The sequence below is a fragment of the Paenibacillus lycopersici genome (assembly GCF_010119935.1).
Taxonomy (GTDB): domain Bacteria; phylum Bacillota; class Bacilli; order Paenibacillales; family Paenibacillaceae; genus Paenibacillus_Z; species Paenibacillus_Z lycopersici.
The window spans coordinates 3,105,049-3,120,691 of record NZ_CP048209.1 but is presented as its reverse complement, the minus strand read 5'-3'; the positions used below and the strand labels follow the sequence as shown (position 1 = coordinate 3,120,691).

Here is a 15,643-nt window from a genome sequence, read left to right as displayed (position 1 = left end):
GCCATGGCTTCAACAGAAAAAGCCGCCTTGCGGGCAGCCCTCTGTTAATTGATATGGAAAATAATAACACATAACTAATAGCGCAGCCAGACGTTCATTTCGCCCGTCTTCCGGTTGCCCCACAGATAATAAGGAATGGCGCGGAAGCGAACCGGCGCGCTCTCCTTGCGCAGCGGCCGATACGGCTGGTCCCCGGTCCATCCCGAAGCCGAAGGCGCCGCGGTAAGCCCCTCGCCTTCGACGACGACGCAGCCGCCGAGCAGCCCGTCATCGGGAATCGCCTGCAAATCAGGCGCCGCGGCCAAGGACAGCGAGGCGAGCGGCGCGCCGTTGTCCGCTTCTTCGACGCAGTACACGAGCGGTCCCCGCTGGATCGCGGCTTTGCCCGCGTTCGCGCGGATGAGCGGATTGGCCGCGATCAAGGCGCTCTCCAGCGGCAGCAGCCATTCGGCGGCATCGCCGTCCGACCAGCTCCGCGCGATGAGCGCATAGCCGTTCGCCACGCGGTAATCCTGCGGCTCTCCGTTGATCTTCAAGACGGGACGGCCGTGCTGATACCAGTTCGGCACGCGCAGCGCGAGCTCGAAGGCGACGCTCTCTTCGCCGTCCGGCAACGACACCGAGAACGCGACCCGGCCATCCCACGGAAGCGCGGACCGCTGCCGCAGCGCGACCGATCCGCCGGCAAGCCCGAACGTCGCCTCGCTGCCGATGAACAGATGCGCATACAGCGTCCGGCCGTCTTCGGATACGTCGTAGATATAATCGTTAAGCGAGCTGAGCAGCCGGGCTACGTTAGGCGGGCAGCAAGAGCACCCGAACCATTTTTGCCGAACCGGCTTGACATGGCGTTTGTCCGGATTTTTGTCGCTGGCCTCCGGCCATACCTCCAGCGGGTTCACATAGAAGAAGTGCTTGCCGTCCCTGGACATGCTGCCGAGCACGTTGTTGTACAGCGCGCGCTCCATCACGTCGGCATATTCGCTCTTCGCCTCCAGCTGCAGCATGCGCCGTGCCCAGAAGATCAGCCCGATCGAGGCGCAGGTCTCCGCGTACACCGTATCGTTCGGCAGATCGTAATCGAACGAGAACGCTTCGCCGTTATGCGTCGAACCGATGCCGCCGGTAATATACATCTGCTTGCCGGTCGTGTTCGCCCACAGCCGTTCGCATGCTTCCCGCAGCCCGGCATCGCCTGTCAAGCGGGCGAGGTCCGCCATCGCCGTGTACATGTAAACCGCCCGCACCGAATGTCCGACGGCGGCCGTTTGCTCGCGCACCGGCAGATGGGCTTGATTGTATGCCGGACTCGGCCTGCCGTTCGACCAATGGCCAATCCTGCCGCGGCGCTCCCATTCGTCGATGAAGAAGTTCGGCATGCTGCCCCGTTCATCGATGAAGTATTGGCTCAAGCTCAGATACCGCGCCTCGCCCGTAACGGCATACAGCTTGACGAGCGCCAATTCAATCTCCTGATGGCCGCAATAGCCCCGGATCTGACCCGGTTTCGCGCCGAACAGCCGATCGATCAAATCGGCGAACCGGCACGCGATGTCCAGCAAGCCGCGTTTGCCCGTCGCCTGATAATAGGCCGCGGCCGCTTCGATCATATGACCCGCGCAGTACAGCTCATGGGCTTCGTGCAAATTCGTCCACTGCTTGCCGGGCTCTTTGATCGTGAAATACGTGTTCACGTAGCCGTCTTCGTGCTGGGCTTGGCCGATCAACGCAATGGCGTCGTCCGCGATCCGCTCCAGCTCCGGGTCGGGATGGCGCTTCAGCGAATAGGCGACGGCCTCCAGCCACTTGTAGAGATCGGTATCCTGAAAGATAAACCCGCCGAATTCGCCTTCCTCCAGTCCGGCCGCGATACGGAAATTCCGGATGGCGTAGCTGGGCTCCGCTCCTTCGATCCGGTCGTTCAGCGCCTCCCACTGATAAGGAATCACGGTCTCGCGAACGAGCTCCATGTAGTTATTCCAGAAGCTGTCGTTAATCCGAGTATGCAAGGTATGCATAGCTCCACCTCATTTATATAGAAATTGACACTTCATGGCCTCCAGTTTATTCTTTTTAGAGCAGCTGCAACAGCAATAGAATCAACTTAAACTTATACAAAATAACACAGTCCATGGAGGGATCGATCATGAGCAAATCGGCCATCGTCGAATTGCAGACGCCGCCGCTGCCCTATTATTGGGAGTCCGGACGTTCGGACTTCCGGGTCGGCGAGCGCCATCCGAACCGCAGGAATCTCGGACTGTACGATCTCTTGATCGTGATCGGCGGAGCGCTCCACATCGGCGAGAACGGACAGGAATGGACGCTCGGCGCCGGCGATACGCTGCTCCTGCTGCCGGACGGCGAGCATTACGCGGTCAAGCCTTGCGAACGGGAGACGAGCTTCTACTGGGTGCACTTCGAGCATTGCGAATGGAACCGCGGCTCCCGCGATACCGCGGCCGACGATGCCGCGTCATCGCTGCCGTTCGGCAATCCCTACGCGATGCGGCTCGTGAAGCAAGCCGCGCTGCCCGTTCCGCAGGAAGCGTTCGGGCTGATGCGCCGCCTGCTCGCCCTGCCGGTCGGCGACTCGTTCTGGGAGGAGCAGCGCCTGCTGTCCCGGCTGCTCTCCCTGCTCGAAGAACGGAATATCGGCGGGACGCAGTCTCCCTCGACCAAGCTGGCGGAGCAGGCGGCCGCTTATTTGCAGCAGCATTATCAGGAAGAGCTGACGAACGAATCGGTGGCGGCCGCGCTTCACTTTCATCCGAATTACGTCGTGCGCTGCATGAAGACGAATTACGGCGTCACGCCGATGCATTATTTGCTGCAATTCCGGCTGGACCGGGCCAAACGCCTGCTTGTCTCCACCGAATGGCCGATCGAGCGGATTGCCGAAGAAGTCGGATTCCGGTATGCGCCCTATTTCTCCACCTGCTTCAAGCGCAGCGTCGGCGTCACGCCCCTCCAATTTCGCCGGCAGGTGCTGAGTTGATTGCGCTCACCGGGCGCCGTTTCGGCTGTCCTGCTGCCACAAGGCTTGGAAATACCCGCTGGTCTGGATGAGCTCGGCGAAAGAGCCTTCACCGACGACTTCTCCGTCCTTGACGAGAAGGATCGTGTCGACATTCGCGATCGCATGAAGCCTGTGCGCGACGATGACGAGCGTCCGGCCGCGGAACAGCCGCAGCACCTCATCCATAATCGTCTTCTCCGTGATGTTATCGAGCCCGGAGACCGGCTCATCTAAGATGACGACGTTCCGCCGCTGCGCGATGATGCGAGCGAATGCCAGCCGCTGCCGCTCCCCGCCCGATAGCTTCATGCCCTTCTCGCCGACCAAGGCGTCGAGCCGGTCCGGCATGCGCAGCACTTCCTCCTTCATGCGAACCAGCGTCAGGATGTCGTAAATGAGCTCATCGGGCAGCTCGCGGTCGAAGTCGATATTGCCGCGGATCGAGTCGGCGAAGATCGGCGCTTCCTGCGAAATATACGACACATGATCGTACAAGCTGTTCAGCTTGAGCTCGTCGATATCGGAGCCGTCCCACCGGATGCTGCCGGACTGCTTCTTCAGCAGCCCGAGCATCAGCTTGATGAGCGTCGATTTCCCGCTCCCGCTTAAGCCGACGATCGCCACGGAGCTTCCGCGCTTGACGGCAAACGTTACATTCCTCAGCGCCTCCGTGCCGCCGTATCCGAATGTCACATGCTCGAAGGCGAGGTCCCCTTTCAGCTCTCCGACCTCCCTCCCTGTCTCCAGGTTCATGTCTTCAGGCGCGTTCGCGAACCGTTCAAGCCGGGCGAAAGCGACGCGGTTCAGCTTGTAGTCTACGAACAGGACATTGAATATCGCAATTGGCGAGTATACATGCTCAATGAACAAGAGCAGCGCGACGATTGCGCCGATGGACGTGTCTCCCTCCAGAATTCGTTTAATGCCATAAACTAATACAACAATCTTAATGCCATTAACTAACAGGGCGAACACCGCGAAGAACGATTCGTGAATCATGCGGATCTGCGTGCTCTTCGACACGATGTCTTCTGCCGTGCGCTGCATGCGTTCCATTTCCTTCCGGTAGCGCTTGTTCAGCCTGAACACGACCAGCTCCATGAAACCGCGGACCGATTGCGCGGACATCTTCTCCTGGCTCTCCAGAAGCGCGGACTTGAACCGGTACAGCACGCGAAGCAGCACGTGATTCATGCCGAAGATGACCGCATAGCCCGCTCCGATGATCAGCATGACGGTCGGGCTGTAGCGGCTGATGAACAATAGACTGAAGAGCACCGTCGGCAGCAGCTCTTGGAGGATGCGCAAGTAGAAGGCGTGGATGATTTGCGTCCCGGCGGCGGCGCCGTTCTCGATCACTTTGATCATTTCGCCCGTGCCGATGTTCTGGTAGGCGGCGTAATCGATTCGGGACACTTTGCCGAACGCCAGCAGCTTCAGCTTCTCCATGATTCCGGCGGACAGATAGGTTTGGGGATATAGTATGAGGTAATTGACGATCGTCGTTACGGCCAGCATCGCGCCGTACAGCATGACCAAGGGGAGCGCGGCGTTGAAACCGCTGGCAGCCGCGACGTTGTCCAGCAATTGTTGAAAAAGCGTGATGCCGTACGCGCTGCAGAATTGAACGAGAAAACCGAGCACGACGTAGAGCAGAATGGTCCGCTTGAAATAGACCAGGCAGGTTTGAATCATCGTTATCTTCCTCCGGTTGAGAGAATAAAAGAAAGCCAAGGCGCTTCAGCGATGGAATAGCGCGAAGCACGGACATGTCGATACGCATGTCGGTACATGGCTATGCTGACGCCGGGTCCCTTGGCTTTCAAGCAGGATCGATGCCGTCCGAGACCGTTCGCAGGTATGTTTTCGCGTGGCCAAAAAGGGCAGAGAACCCCCTTGGCGGCTGGTACGCGTTTTGTCCAGCCCGAAAACTAGCTACCTCGAACGATTCGGACGTTCATCCTGTTCACCTCGTGTCGGAAGATATCCCCATTATAGACCGGCTGGCGGCTGCGCGCAATGCGTGCGGCCGCCAGCCGGTCTGGCGATCGTCTACGCCGTAATCTCCACGGAAGCCGGCTGCTGCACGCCCGGCTGCTGCTCCTGCTTCTTCGACATGTTGCGCTGCGCATGGATCAGGCCGTAGTAGATACCCTTCTTCTCCAGCAGCTCCGTATGCGTGCCGACCTCCGCGACTTCGCCTTTCTCCAGCACGATCAGCCGGTCGGCGTGGCGAAGCGTCGACAACCGGTGCGCGATCGCGATCGTCGTCCGGTTCTTCGTCACCCGCTGCAGCGCTTCTTGAATTGCCGTCTCCGTGTCGATATCGAGAGAGGCCGTCGCTTCGTCCAGGATGAGAATGCGCGGGTTGTTCAGGACCGCCCTCGCGATCGCAATCCGCTGCCGCTCGCCGCCGGACAAGTTGTTGCCGTTCTCGTCGAGCATCGTGTCGTATCCGTCCGGGAAATTGATGATGAATTGATGCGCGTTCGCGACCCGCGCCGCCAGAATGATTTCCTCATAGGTCGCATCCGGCTTGGCGTAGCGGATATTCTCCATGATCGTCCCCGTGAACAGGAAGGTCTCCTGCAGCACGACCCCGATCTGGGAGCGAAGCTCCTCCTGGGCGATCGACCGAATATCGACGCCGTCGATCAGTATTTGGCCGTCGGTCACGTCATAGAAGCGCGAGACCAAATTGATCAGCGTTGATTTGCCGGAGCCCGAATGGCCGACAAGCCCGATCATCTCGCCTTGCTTGACCTCGAAATTCACTTCTTTGAGCACGGGCTCGTAGGTCTTGTAGCCGAATATCACATCGCGGAACGCGATATGCCCTTGGATTCGGTGCTTCCCGCTGTCTTCCGAGTCCATGACCTCGGGCTGCTCGTCGATGACCGAGAATACGCGGTCAATCGAGATGACGGCGTTGGCGACCCACCTCGGCATGAACATCAGCCATGCGATCGGACCGAAGATCATGGACGCATAGGAGCTGAATTGGATCAGTTCCCCGATATTCATCTGCTTGTCGAGAATCATGCCGCAGCCGATCAACAGAACGAAATATTGCCCCATCTCGATGAGATAGTTCGTAATCGGCGACAGGATGCTGAAGAGCTTCTCGCTGTTCACCGTCGCCGCCGCGAATTCGCTGTTGTAGGCGCGGAACTTCTTGATTTCCCGCTCCTCCTTGCCGAACGCCTTCACGACGCGAATGCCGCTCAGCACGTCATGCAGGAACGAGTTCGCCTTGTCGTACACGCGCCACTGCTTGTGGAACAGCTTCCAGAGCACCGATTTCCATATATACCGGTGCAAGTAAGCGACAATCGGCGCCGGGATGAGAACGACGATGGCGAGGCGCCAATCCGCATGGAAGAGCAGATAACTCGCGCAGACCAGCATGATAAGCTGGAAGATGGCCGTCGTGCACAATTCCTGGATGAGCTGCCGGATCCGGTCGGTATCGGAGGTGACGCGGTTCATGATATCCCCCGCCCGCTGCGAGGTCAGAAAGCCGAGCGACAGCTGCTGCGTCTTGTCGAATACCATCTTGCGCAGATCCGCCGCGATGCCCGAGCTCACGCCGGCCATGACGCGGTTCTTCGAGATGTTCAGCAGCTCGCCGAACAGCAGCACGCCCAGCAAGCCGGCAATGGCCGCGTAGAATATCGTCTTGTCCGCGTGACCGTCGAGCGGCTGGAGCGCGGAGTTGACCAGCAGCTTCTGAAAATACGGCCCGACCAGCGCGATGCCGGAGGAAGCGAAGAGGATGACGAGTCCGAGCGCGAGCTTCTTCCAGTGCGTACGGGATACCGCGAACAGCCGCTTGAGCGCCGCGGACTTGTTCATGCATCGCGGACAGACGCGCGTGCCGCGAATGAGCGGGCCGCCGCAATTGGCGCAGAGCGGCTCGTCTTCGGTGTTGAAGATGCGAATCTGCCGCTTCGCCGACATGTCGTTCAGAATTTGAGCGATGAAGCCGTATCTTGCCGCATGCTGCATCGTGACGCGGACGATGATCCGTTTGGTGCCGTCGACTTCGGCTTCCAGCACCGCGTTGCCGACGAGCGGAAGGATTTTGTATTTGGAAGCTTCCGCGATATGGCGCTGCTCGATGACGCGTCCTTGCTCGATATACGCCCATTTCTCATCCCCGATGACGAGAAATCCCGACATTCTGCGACCGGTCAGCGATAGATCGGCAGGCACGCTGTAACGAACGTTCTGACCGACAGCCTGCCTGGCAGCGATAAGATCCTGCTCGGCAAGCTCGAAATTGAGATTCATTTCCGGTTTCTCCCCTTTTAGCAAGCACTGCCTGGCTTACATGCACATTTCAACCATTCGGTATTCTTTGTCCGTGAGGCTGCCAAGGTCCGGAATGACGAAGCGGTTGCCGTCCACGTCCGTAATGAGCAAGCGGGCCGCGGTGATCAGCTTCGTGTTGCCTCCGCCTCCGCGCACCGTAAACCGGCATAAACCCGCCGTCGTCTCCGCCTCCCAATAGGCGTAGCCGAATTCTTCCTTCACGCGCACCACTCTCGTAATCTCCGGCGCGAAATAGCGGATCAGCACCTGCTCCCCCAGAAGCGCCGCCGTCTCTGCGGGGAAATCATCCAGCGAGCGGATCATCCCGATCTCCTTGTTGTCGATCGTCCGCACCGACAAGTAGATGCTGCGGTCCGTATGCGGGAAGGAGCAGTGCACGTAGACGGCCTTGTGCTCCTCGCCGTCGACCTTGACATTGAGCATCTGGCCGTCGGTCTTCGTAAACACGGTATTGGACGGCGTCAAGTACTTGATATTCGCCGCATCCGACAGGTCGGAGGTCGGCTTCGCCGCCTTCGCTTCTTGGCCGGCTTCAATCGCCGAAGCCGTATGTGGACTTGTCATGCCGATATCACCTCGTTCATTTTGAGCGCCTCGTCATGCTTCTTCACAAGGCGGTAATAAGCCCCTTCGCTGGTCATCAGCTCGTCATGCGTGCCGTTCTCCACCACTTTGCCGTTGTCCATGACGATAAGATAGTCCGCGTTGCGGAGCGTCGACAGCCGGTGGGCGATCGCGATCGTCGTTCTGCCCTTGATCAAGGAATCCAGCGCAGCCTGGATCTGCAGCTCCGTCTCGGTATCGAGCGAAGCGGTCGCTTCGTCGAGAATGAGAATGCGCGGATTATGCAGCACCGCCCGCGCGATGGATAACCGCTGCTTCTCGCCCCCGGACAGATTATGCCCGCCGGTGCCGACGACCGTATCGTAGCCGTCAGGCAGCTTCTCGATAAAGTCGTGCGCGTGCGCGATGCGCGCCGCATAGACGATGTCTTCGACGCTGCATTCCGGATTGGCGTAGGCGATGTTCTCGGCGATGCTGCCCGAGAACACGTAGACGTCCTGCGACACGATCCCGATGTTATCGCGCAGCGACGCCGACGATAAATCCTTGACGTTGACCCCGTCGATGCGCACTTCGCCTTCGTTAACGTCGTACAGCCGCGAGATGATATTGACGAGCGTCGATTTGCCCGCTCCGGAATGACCGACGACGCCGATCATTTGACCGGGCTTCGCGCGCATCGACACCTGTTTGAGAATCGCTTTGTTCGGCTCGTAGCCGAATACGATGTCGGACACCACAATGTCGCCGTTCATGCGCTCCAGATGCACCGCGTTCGGCTTCTCCGCCACATCCGGCACGGAATCCTGGATTTCGAAGATCCGCTGCGCGGCCGACATGCAGTACGACCACCAGCCGACGATATTGTTCATGAACTGGATCGGTCCGTAAAGCATGTGCATGTAGCTGACGAAGGTCAGCACCTTGCCGAACGAGATCGTTCCGCCCATGACCATCCAACCGCCGAACGACCAGATCAGAATGCCGCCGGTTTGCGTCAGAATATTGAGGACCGGGAACACGGTGCCGCCAAGCTTGTTGAACGACTGATCGGCGTTCGAGTACGCCATGTTCGACTTATGGAAGCGGTCGATCTCCTTCTGTTCCTTCCCGAACGCCTTGACGACCCGCGTGCCCCGGATGGTGTCGCTGATGATCGCGTTCATCCGGCTGACCGTGCGGTGCCTTCTCCAGGAGAGCCGCCACAGTCTCGGAAAGACGCGCCGGATCAGAATGACGACGATCGGCAGCGGAAGATAGCAGAGCAGCGTCAGTTTCCAGTCCAGCACGAGCAGGATCGCCGTGATGCCGATAATGTTCATGGCATTCACGACGAAGTAGGATAGTCCGTCGACGAAGAAATATTGCAGCTCGGTCGCGTCGTTGTTCACCCGGGTCATCAGCTGTCCGGTCTGTTTGCGCTGGAAGAAGCTGAGCGACAGCCGCTGCATCGCGGAGAATACGCTCGTCTTCAGATCGAACGCGATATTCGCCGACATTTTCGCGTTGATGACGCCGTACAGCACGCCGAACAGGAGCGACAGCGTACGGAAACCGATGATGAGCAGCACGATCAGGCCGATGCGGTGCGCGAACGTTCCTACGCCGCCGAGCCCTTGATCGATCAGCACGGTGCCCTGCAAATAAGGGATGACCAGCCCAGTTCCCGAGTTCAGCAGCATGAAGAGAATGATCAGGAAGATCGATTTCTTGTACTGCCCCGCGAACGAGAGCAGCCTGGCGAAGATCGCATGCTTCTTCATGCATTTCGGGCACACCTTCCTGCTTTCCTCCGGGAAGATCATCCCGCACTTCGGACAAGCGGCTTGCTCGTGATCGTCCAGCCGCAGCTCGTCAAGCGATTCCTTCTGCTTCAGCTTCGTGAACGCGGACGCGAATTTCGAGGCTCTGCCCATCTCGCCGTTCGTGAAGGCCGCGATCGCGCGTTCTTCCGGCGCTTTCATGACCACAAGCCCGGATGCGACCAGATTCACGATGAAAACGGATTCAATTTTGTCGATATCGATTGCTTCCACAGACCAGCCATTCGCGGTTCGCGCTTGTGTCCGGTCGCGATGCGAGCCGGATTGTCCTCCGTATCCCTTGTAAACTTTCTCTTGCGCAGGCTCCTCCAGGCTTGTCGCAATCAAGAGTCGCGTATTCGTCAGGATCAGGTACGTATCCACGAACGCGCCTTCGGTCGTACGATCGCAAAGCATGCTGTATACGACCTCTTCTTCCGTTACGCCGTGCTGCTTCAAAACATGCTGTAAATCCTCTGCAAGCATTGTGATCAGCTCTTTCGAAAAAAAGTAATGGTAACGCTCCCATTATGTGGGATACGAAACGGCATAGATCATCTTAGTTTGTCGCAACAGGGTTTGTCAACGGTTTACTTTGACTATATTCGTTCTCGGACGATATGAAATTGTTCCGTCTTCGCGCGTTCATCTGCGCGGATGCCTGTACGAACATGCGTACGAAGACGCATGGGAACACGCATGCGAACGCTTATGGGAACAGATTCGCCAATCCCCCCGCATTCTCCTGCACCAAAAGAGGCCGTCCCAGAAGTCATCGTCGGATGACCATGGGAAGCCTCTTCTGAAGGATAGCCTTCTTCGTCCTCCGCAGGCTGTTGACAAGGTGTTCGGATGGAGGCCCGCGGCTGGCAACATTACCGCTAGGTCATCATGCATCGTCAGACGCGTTCCTCCCCCACGAACAGACCGCGAACAGACATAGGCGGCGGACAGAGGATCCGCTAGTTGATCGAAATCGGCGTTGTGGAGGCAGCGAACGGACATCGGATGCGTTATCGGCTTCGGAATGCAGCCAAAAAACGACTTTCGGCAGCAATAGCGGATCTCCTGTCCAGCTGAAGATGGCACGGTCGATGCAAAAAGACCCAAGAGGATGCAGAGCAAGGTCTGCCCATCTTGGGTCTTTGCGGTTGTACTGTGTAGAGCTGTCCCTGACTTACTTAGGGGACAGCCCCTGTTCCTGCTATGCGTTCAGCCGTGGATAGCCGCCCGGATGCTCCGCTCGAGCGGCGAGTAGTCGTCCGGCGCGCTTCGGTCCAACGACAGCCGTTCCTTGAGGGGCGACGTCCGGTTGCACATGAACCGGACGTCGCCGCTAAGATTCGGCGATGCGGCGTGAACCAGGAACGGATGGCACAGGATGACGTCGCCCGCTTCGCCGGTCGTCTCCACGACTCGCAGGCGCGTACCGTCTTCGTCAATATAAGCCTGTTCGAGGAAATAGGCATTGCGTTCCTCCGGCGTCATCGGCGCGCCGGCATTCCCTGTCAGCCTCGCGAAGTACGGGTGGCCGGCATGCAAGCCGCGAATTCCGTCGCCCAGCGATACGCCGTCCGGGAATTGCGCCAAATGGCGGGCAACCGGCCGGTGCGAGCCTTCGACGACGAGCGTGCCCCCTCCTTGAGGACCGATATCAGAGAACAGGCACAAGCAGAGCAGCCCTTGCTCCGGCGAATCGACGTAATGCCTGAAATGAATGCCGTCCCAGTGCCAGCCGTTCGTCGGAACGAACCAGGGCTCGTCGCGTCCGACGAAGAAGTTAACGGGCCACCAGCCCCAGCCCGGCAGCTTGTCGGAATCCGTCTCGCCGGCGACGAAGCGGTTAATGGTGCGGTCCGCACCCGTCAAATCATCGATGGCATCGGCGAATACCGCCGTATTGCAGGCATCGAACGCGGCGTGCCGGTAATTTTCCCGCAAGTTGATCATCGGCTCCTGCCAAGTCGACGTATCGGCGCGGACGATGCCGGCGACCTCATCAAGCTTATCCCAGAGGAACGACTGCGCATCCAGAGCCGCCGTACGGGAGAACGCGCCTTTGATCTGCACGTAGCCTCTCTCGACGAATTGTTCGATCTGCTCCGGCGTCAACGCTTTCAGACTCATGCTTCCTTCAACTCCTTCATCGCTTTCGGCTTCGCGTACCATTCCTTCACGATCTGCTCGGCTTTTTTCCCGTAGATATCGAACCCGACGTTGGATCCGGCCGACTCCCGCTCGTAGAGCTTCACGCTCCAGTCCCACCAGAAGAACCCGGCGAACCAAGGCTCATCCCAGAACACCTTCATGACCGAGCGGTAGAAATTCGCCTGCTCGTCCTCGCTGAACGGCAGCTCCGTATGCGTGAAGTCCCACGGCATCGTCGCGCAGCCAAGCGCGCTGCGGCAGCCGATTTCCATGAAGAGGATCGGTTTATTGAATCGGGCGTGCAGCTTCGCCATCTTCTCCCGGACCGGCAGCCAATTCGCGATCATCGCTTCCTCGCTGTCGCCGGGCTCGTTCGCAACCGGATAATAGGCGCTCGTGCCGATCACGTCGACGCGATCCAGCCATTGGATCCGCTCCTCCGCGCCGTGATTGGCGTTGTAGACGATCGGCCCGCCGTAGAGCTTCCTTACGTCCGCGATCAGCGCCGTCCAATGCTCCGCCTTGGATTCGGTCTTCACCATCTCGCAGCCGATGCAGAACATCTCGCACTGCAATTCTTCGGCAAGCTCCGCGTAATGCGAGAGGAAATTGGTATACGAGCGGAACCATGCGTTCCAATAAGGCTCGGCTCCCGCCTCCTCCGGAAATCCGATATGCGCCCGCCAGATGCCGTCCGCGGAATTGACGACAGGCTTCAAGCAGACCTTCAGGCCAAGCGCCTTCGCTTCCTTCACGGCGAATTCGATGTCTCTGTCCGTCATCGTGTACCCGTAATCGAACGGGATTTCCGTCGCGTGCGTGTTGGCCTGATGCGTATAGAACGACAGAGCGATCCATTCGCTCCCGGTCTCCCTGAGCTTGCGGAGCGAGTCAACCGCATACGGCTGCCTGTATGCGCCGCGTTTGCTGTTCCAGCCGTACGTCATGCCTTTCACGAAATTCATCGTCGACCTACTCCTTTAATCGGTATGTTAGGCTTGCGGCAGGGCAATCGTTATCGCCGCGTGATCGTAAAGGCCAGATCGGGCTCTGTCGACGCGGGCGCCGACACGGTCAGCGAGCCGCCCGCGGCGTTCGCGCCGCTCTCGCCGATCGACGCTCCGGTCCACGGATCGTACCAGGCGACGGTATAGGCGCCGTCCGCCCAGTTCGCCAGCGTCACCGGCTTGCCGCCCGCTCCGCCCTTCTCGGCCAGCAGCCAGCCGAACGACCGGCTCTCGCCCTGCATCGCCCATGCCTGCGCCTTCGATGCCTGATCCGCTTCGACATGGACGGGCGTGCGAGGTTCGCGGAAATCGATCGTTGCCGCGAAGGCAGCCAAAGCCTTCATCTGCGTAAACATCTCGTCGCTCATATGATCGAAATCCCACCAGACCGGAATGGATGCCAGCCCGTTCGCGAGCGACACCCAGATCGCTTGATGATACTTCTCCGTATCGGTTATATTGCCGGTCTCGCCGATCATGAGCGGCTTCCCGTAGCTGTCCCAACGTTTCTGGATGTCCTTGGCATATCCGTCGTAGGTGAAATTATAGTAATTCTCCCGATCGGCGAGATCGAGCGTGCGATATGCGAAATCCCAGTAATCCTGGCGGCTGCCCGCCATGGAGCCCATCGTCGGATGGCCGTAAGGATCATGCGCCTTGAAATACTTATGCACCTTGGCGACCCAGGCATCCGTTACGTCCGTCGGGTTCTGCGCCCAGCCGTCCGTGCCGTTGATCTCATCGACCAGATCCCAGATGCCGAGCGCCTGGCTGTACCCCCATCGCGCGATCATATACCGGTAGAGCCGTTCCTGATACTTCCACATCGCTTCGCTCGAATAGAACTCCTTCGCGGGCCCGATCGCCGAATAACCGTTCTGCGACCAGGCGTTAGGCCAACCTTCCAGCTGATCGGCCAAGGAATCATGCGGCCAGATGACGAAGCTCATATGCAGTCCCCGCCGCTCGAACGCCGCGAGCAGATCGTCCACCCGCTGCGCCTTCAGCGGATCGATCTTGTCGACGCCGGCTTCGTACGACTGCAGCTGGTTTCTCCCGCCGCCGTTCCCTTCGCCGTCGTAGTTGCCGTTCCAGTACGTAATCAGATTGCCGCCGCTGGCCGCGATTCTGTCCAGGTTCTCGTCCGTGATATTCCACGGATACGCCAGCCCGATACCATAGAAGGAAGATCCGTCGCGGTACTCCAGGTACCGCTTGTTCGTCTGCGACACCTGAATCCAGCCCCGCGATCCGGAAGCAACGGCGTTGAATTCTCCTGCGGTCTCCTTGCTCTTGTCGGCGCCGCCATGACCGGCCGCTTGGAACCGATAGCGCCATGTCCCCTTCTCGTCCGGAGCGAACCGGATCTTCCACTTCGACCCGGTCGTCTCTGTTGGATCATAGAACCCGTCGATGTTCCACTTCCGGCCCGAAGGCGACGTCAGCTCCATCGACAGGCTGATCTGGTCGGGGTCATAGGGATTATCGAAGTCCCCGTCCATCTCGAGCGCAAGCTCGAACTTCTCGTACAGGCCGACTTCCGTCGCATTCGCTCTCGCGCCGCGAATGCGCGGCGCTTCTCCCGCTGCAGTCTGAGCCTCCCCGGCCCGGGCTTCAGGCCCGGACGGGGGAGACTCGCGATCGCCGTTCATGGCCGGCATTAATACGGGAAGCGCCGCTGCAGCCAGGAGGAGTCCGCCGATCGCGGCGAAGATAAGCGTTCGTCGGTTCATGCCGTTCTCCCCTCCCTCGGCCCGCGCTTAACCGACGACGCCCGAGCGCTCGACGCTCTCGACGAAGAAGCGCTGAACGAAGAGATACATCGCAATAAGCGGGGATATCGCCAGCAAGATGCCGGTATCCACGATCATGGACACCTGGTTCGGATCGACCTTGACGTTCGTGCCGGTACCGATGCCCATAATTTCCGGCAAGTATTGATTCACGTCCGCGGGCAGCGAAGAGACTTTGATCGACATCAGATCGCTCGAGCTGTTGAACAGCGAGGCGTAGAAGATATCGTTGTACTGCCATACGAACGCGAACAGGATAACCGTGATGAGCGGCGGAATCGCGTTCGGCAGCATGATCGTGAAGAACGTGCGGATGCCGCCGGCGCCGTCGATGAGCGCCGCTTCTTCGATTTCCCCGGGCATCCCGCGGAAGAACTGCCGGAAGATATAAATGTACAAACCCGATTTCAATCCATTGGCGAAGGCTGCCGTAATGAGCGAAGGCCCGTACGTGTTCAACATATTGATGCCTTCTTTGCCGGTAATCAGGTGGATGACGCCCAAGAGGTCGAACGAGCGGAAATGGATGTACATCGGCACCATCAGCGTGCTGGACGGAATCAAGATCGTCAAGACGACCAGCGTGAACAATATATTTTTGAACGGAAAGTTGAACCTGGCGAAGCCGTAGCCCGCGAGCGAGCATGAAGCGGCCTGCAGGAGCGTCGTGGACGCGGCGAATAGAAGCGTGTTCTTCAGCAGCGGCCAGTAATGCAGAACCGCCATCGCATACCGCACGTTCTCCATCGTGAAATGCACGGGAACCATGTAGATCGTCGGATTATAAATATCGATCTTATCCTTGAAGGCAACCGACAGCTGCTGAAGGATCGGATAGAGAATGATGAACGAAATCCCGATGATCAGAACGTAGCGAAAAATCAGCCATAATAGCGAGACCGATCTGTTTCGCGCCTTCTGCATTTGAATGATGACGGCTTCGCTTTGCATATTGGGTACTTTCATTGCCGTTCG

10 protein-coding genes are annotated in these 15,643 nt (G+C 58.9%); 1 reads left to right on the top strand and 9 read right to left on the bottom strand.

Going from position 1 to position 15,643, the window contains the following annotated elements:
• Positions 1-74: 74 nt before the first annotated feature.
• Entirely contained in the window at positions 75-2,018 is a 1,944-nt protein-coding gene (locus GXP70_RS13855; RefSeq protein WP_162357359.1) for a glycoside hydrolase family 127 protein, read from the bottom strand.
• A gap of 128 nt (positions 2,019-2,146) precedes the next feature.
• Here GXP70_RS13855 and GXP70_RS13850 point away from each other — a divergent pair, with 128 nt between their 5' ends.
• Positions 2,147-2,998 carry an AraC family transcriptional regulator gene (locus GXP70_RS13850; protein WP_162357358.1) on the top strand — a complete coding sequence of 284 codons (852 nt, stop codon included), beginning with the start codon at positions 2,147-2,149 and terminating at the stop codon, positions 2,996-2,998.
• 6 nt (positions 2,999-3,004) lie between these two features.
• Here GXP70_RS13850 and GXP70_RS13845 read toward each other — a convergent pair whose 3' ends face one another.
• The 8 genes from GXP70_RS13845 to GXP70_RS13810 form a co-directional block, all read right to left on the bottom strand.
• A complete protein-coding gene (locus tag GXP70_RS13845; RefSeq protein ID WP_162357357.1) occupies positions 3,005-4,714 on the bottom strand; it encodes an ABC transporter ATP-binding protein in 1,710 nt (569 codons plus the stop codon).
• 357 nt (positions 4,715-5,071) lie between these two features.
• The gene (locus tag GXP70_RS13840) at positions 5,072-7,312 is read right to left on the bottom strand and encodes an ABC transporter ATP-binding protein (protein ID WP_162357356.1); all 2,241 of its coding nucleotides are present in this window, start codon (positions 7,310-7,312) and stop codon (positions 5,072-5,074) included.
• A 36-nt stretch (positions 7,313-7,348) separates the two neighbouring features.
• A complete protein-coding gene (locus GXP70_RS13835; RefSeq protein ID WP_162357355.1) occupies positions 7,349-7,918 on the bottom strand; it encodes a DUF1854 domain-containing protein in 570 nt (189 codons plus the stop codon).
• The gene (locus tag GXP70_RS13830) at positions 7,915-10,206 is read right to left on the bottom strand and encodes an ABC transporter ATP-binding protein (protein WP_162357354.1); all 2,292 of its coding nucleotides are present in this window, start codon (positions 10,204-10,206) and stop codon (positions 7,915-7,917) included. The genes GXP70_RS13835 and GXP70_RS13830 overlap by 4 nt, the downstream gene beginning before the upstream one ends.
• Before the next feature lie 726 nt (positions 10,207-10,932).
• On the bottom strand, positions 10,933-11,847 hold the full coding sequence (locus GXP70_RS13825) for a phytanoyl-CoA dioxygenase family protein (protein ID WP_162357353.1): 915 nt from the start codon (positions 11,845-11,847) through the stop codon (positions 10,933-10,935).
• Complete coding sequence (locus tag GXP70_RS13820) at positions 11,844-12,833, bottom strand: glycoside hydrolase family 113 (RefSeq protein WP_225442794.1); 990 nt, start codon at positions 12,831-12,833, stop codon at positions 11,844-11,846. The genes GXP70_RS13825 and GXP70_RS13820 overlap by 4 nt, the downstream gene beginning before the upstream one ends.
• Positions 12,834-12,883: 50 nt before the next feature.
• Positions 12,884-14,608 carry a DUF5060 domain-containing protein gene (locus GXP70_RS13815; protein ID WP_162357352.1) on the bottom strand — a complete coding sequence of 575 codons (1,725 nt, stop codon included), beginning with the start codon at positions 14,606-14,608 and terminating at the stop codon, positions 12,884-12,886.
• 27 nt (positions 14,609-14,635) lie between these two features.
• A complete protein-coding gene (locus tag GXP70_RS13810) occupies positions 14,636-15,634 on the bottom strand; it encodes a carbohydrate ABC transporter permease (RefSeq protein ID WP_162357351.1) in 999 nt (332 codons plus the stop codon).
• Positions 15,635-15,643: the final 9 nt, after the last annotated feature.

Excerpts from the sequence above, each read along its gene's own strand:
- GXP70_RS13855 (WP_162357359.1), bottom strand. The coding sequence starts at position 2,018 with ATGCATACCTTGCATACTCGGATTAACGACAGCTTCTGGAATAACTAC.
- GXP70_RS13850 (WP_162357358.1), top strand. The coding sequence starts at position 2,147 with ATGAGCAAATCGGCCATCGTCGAATTGCAGACGCCGCCGCTGCCCTAT.
- GXP70_RS13845 (WP_162357357.1), bottom strand. The coding sequence starts at position 4,714 with ATGATTCAAACCTGCCTGGTCTATTTCAAGCGGACCATTCTGCTCTAC.
- GXP70_RS13840 (WP_162357356.1), bottom strand. The coding sequence starts at position 7,312 with ATGAATCTCAATTTCGAGCTTGCCGAGCAGGATCTTATCGCTGCCAGG.
- GXP70_RS13835 (WP_162357355.1), bottom strand. The coding sequence starts at position 7,918 with ATGACAAGTCCACATACGGCTTCGGCGATTGAAGCCGGCCAAGAAGCG.
- GXP70_RS13830 (WP_162357354.1), bottom strand. The coding sequence starts at position 10,206 with ATGCTTGCAGAGGATTTACAGCATGTTTTGAAGCAGCACGGCGTAACG.
- GXP70_RS13825 (WP_162357353.1), bottom strand. The coding sequence starts at position 11,847 with ATGAGTCTGAAAGCGTTGACGCCGGAGCAGATCGAACAATTCGTCGAG.
- GXP70_RS13820 (WP_225442794.1), bottom strand. The coding sequence starts at position 12,833 with ATGAATTTCGTGAAAGGCATGACGTACGGCTGGAACAGCAAACGCGGC.
- GXP70_RS13815 (WP_162357352.1), bottom strand. The coding sequence starts at position 14,608 with ATGAACCGACGAACGCTTATCTTCGCCGCGATCGGCGGACTCCTCCTG.
- GXP70_RS13810 (WP_162357351.1), bottom strand. The coding sequence starts at position 15,634 with ATGAAAGTACCCAATATGCAAAGCGAAGCCGTCATCATTCAAATGCAG.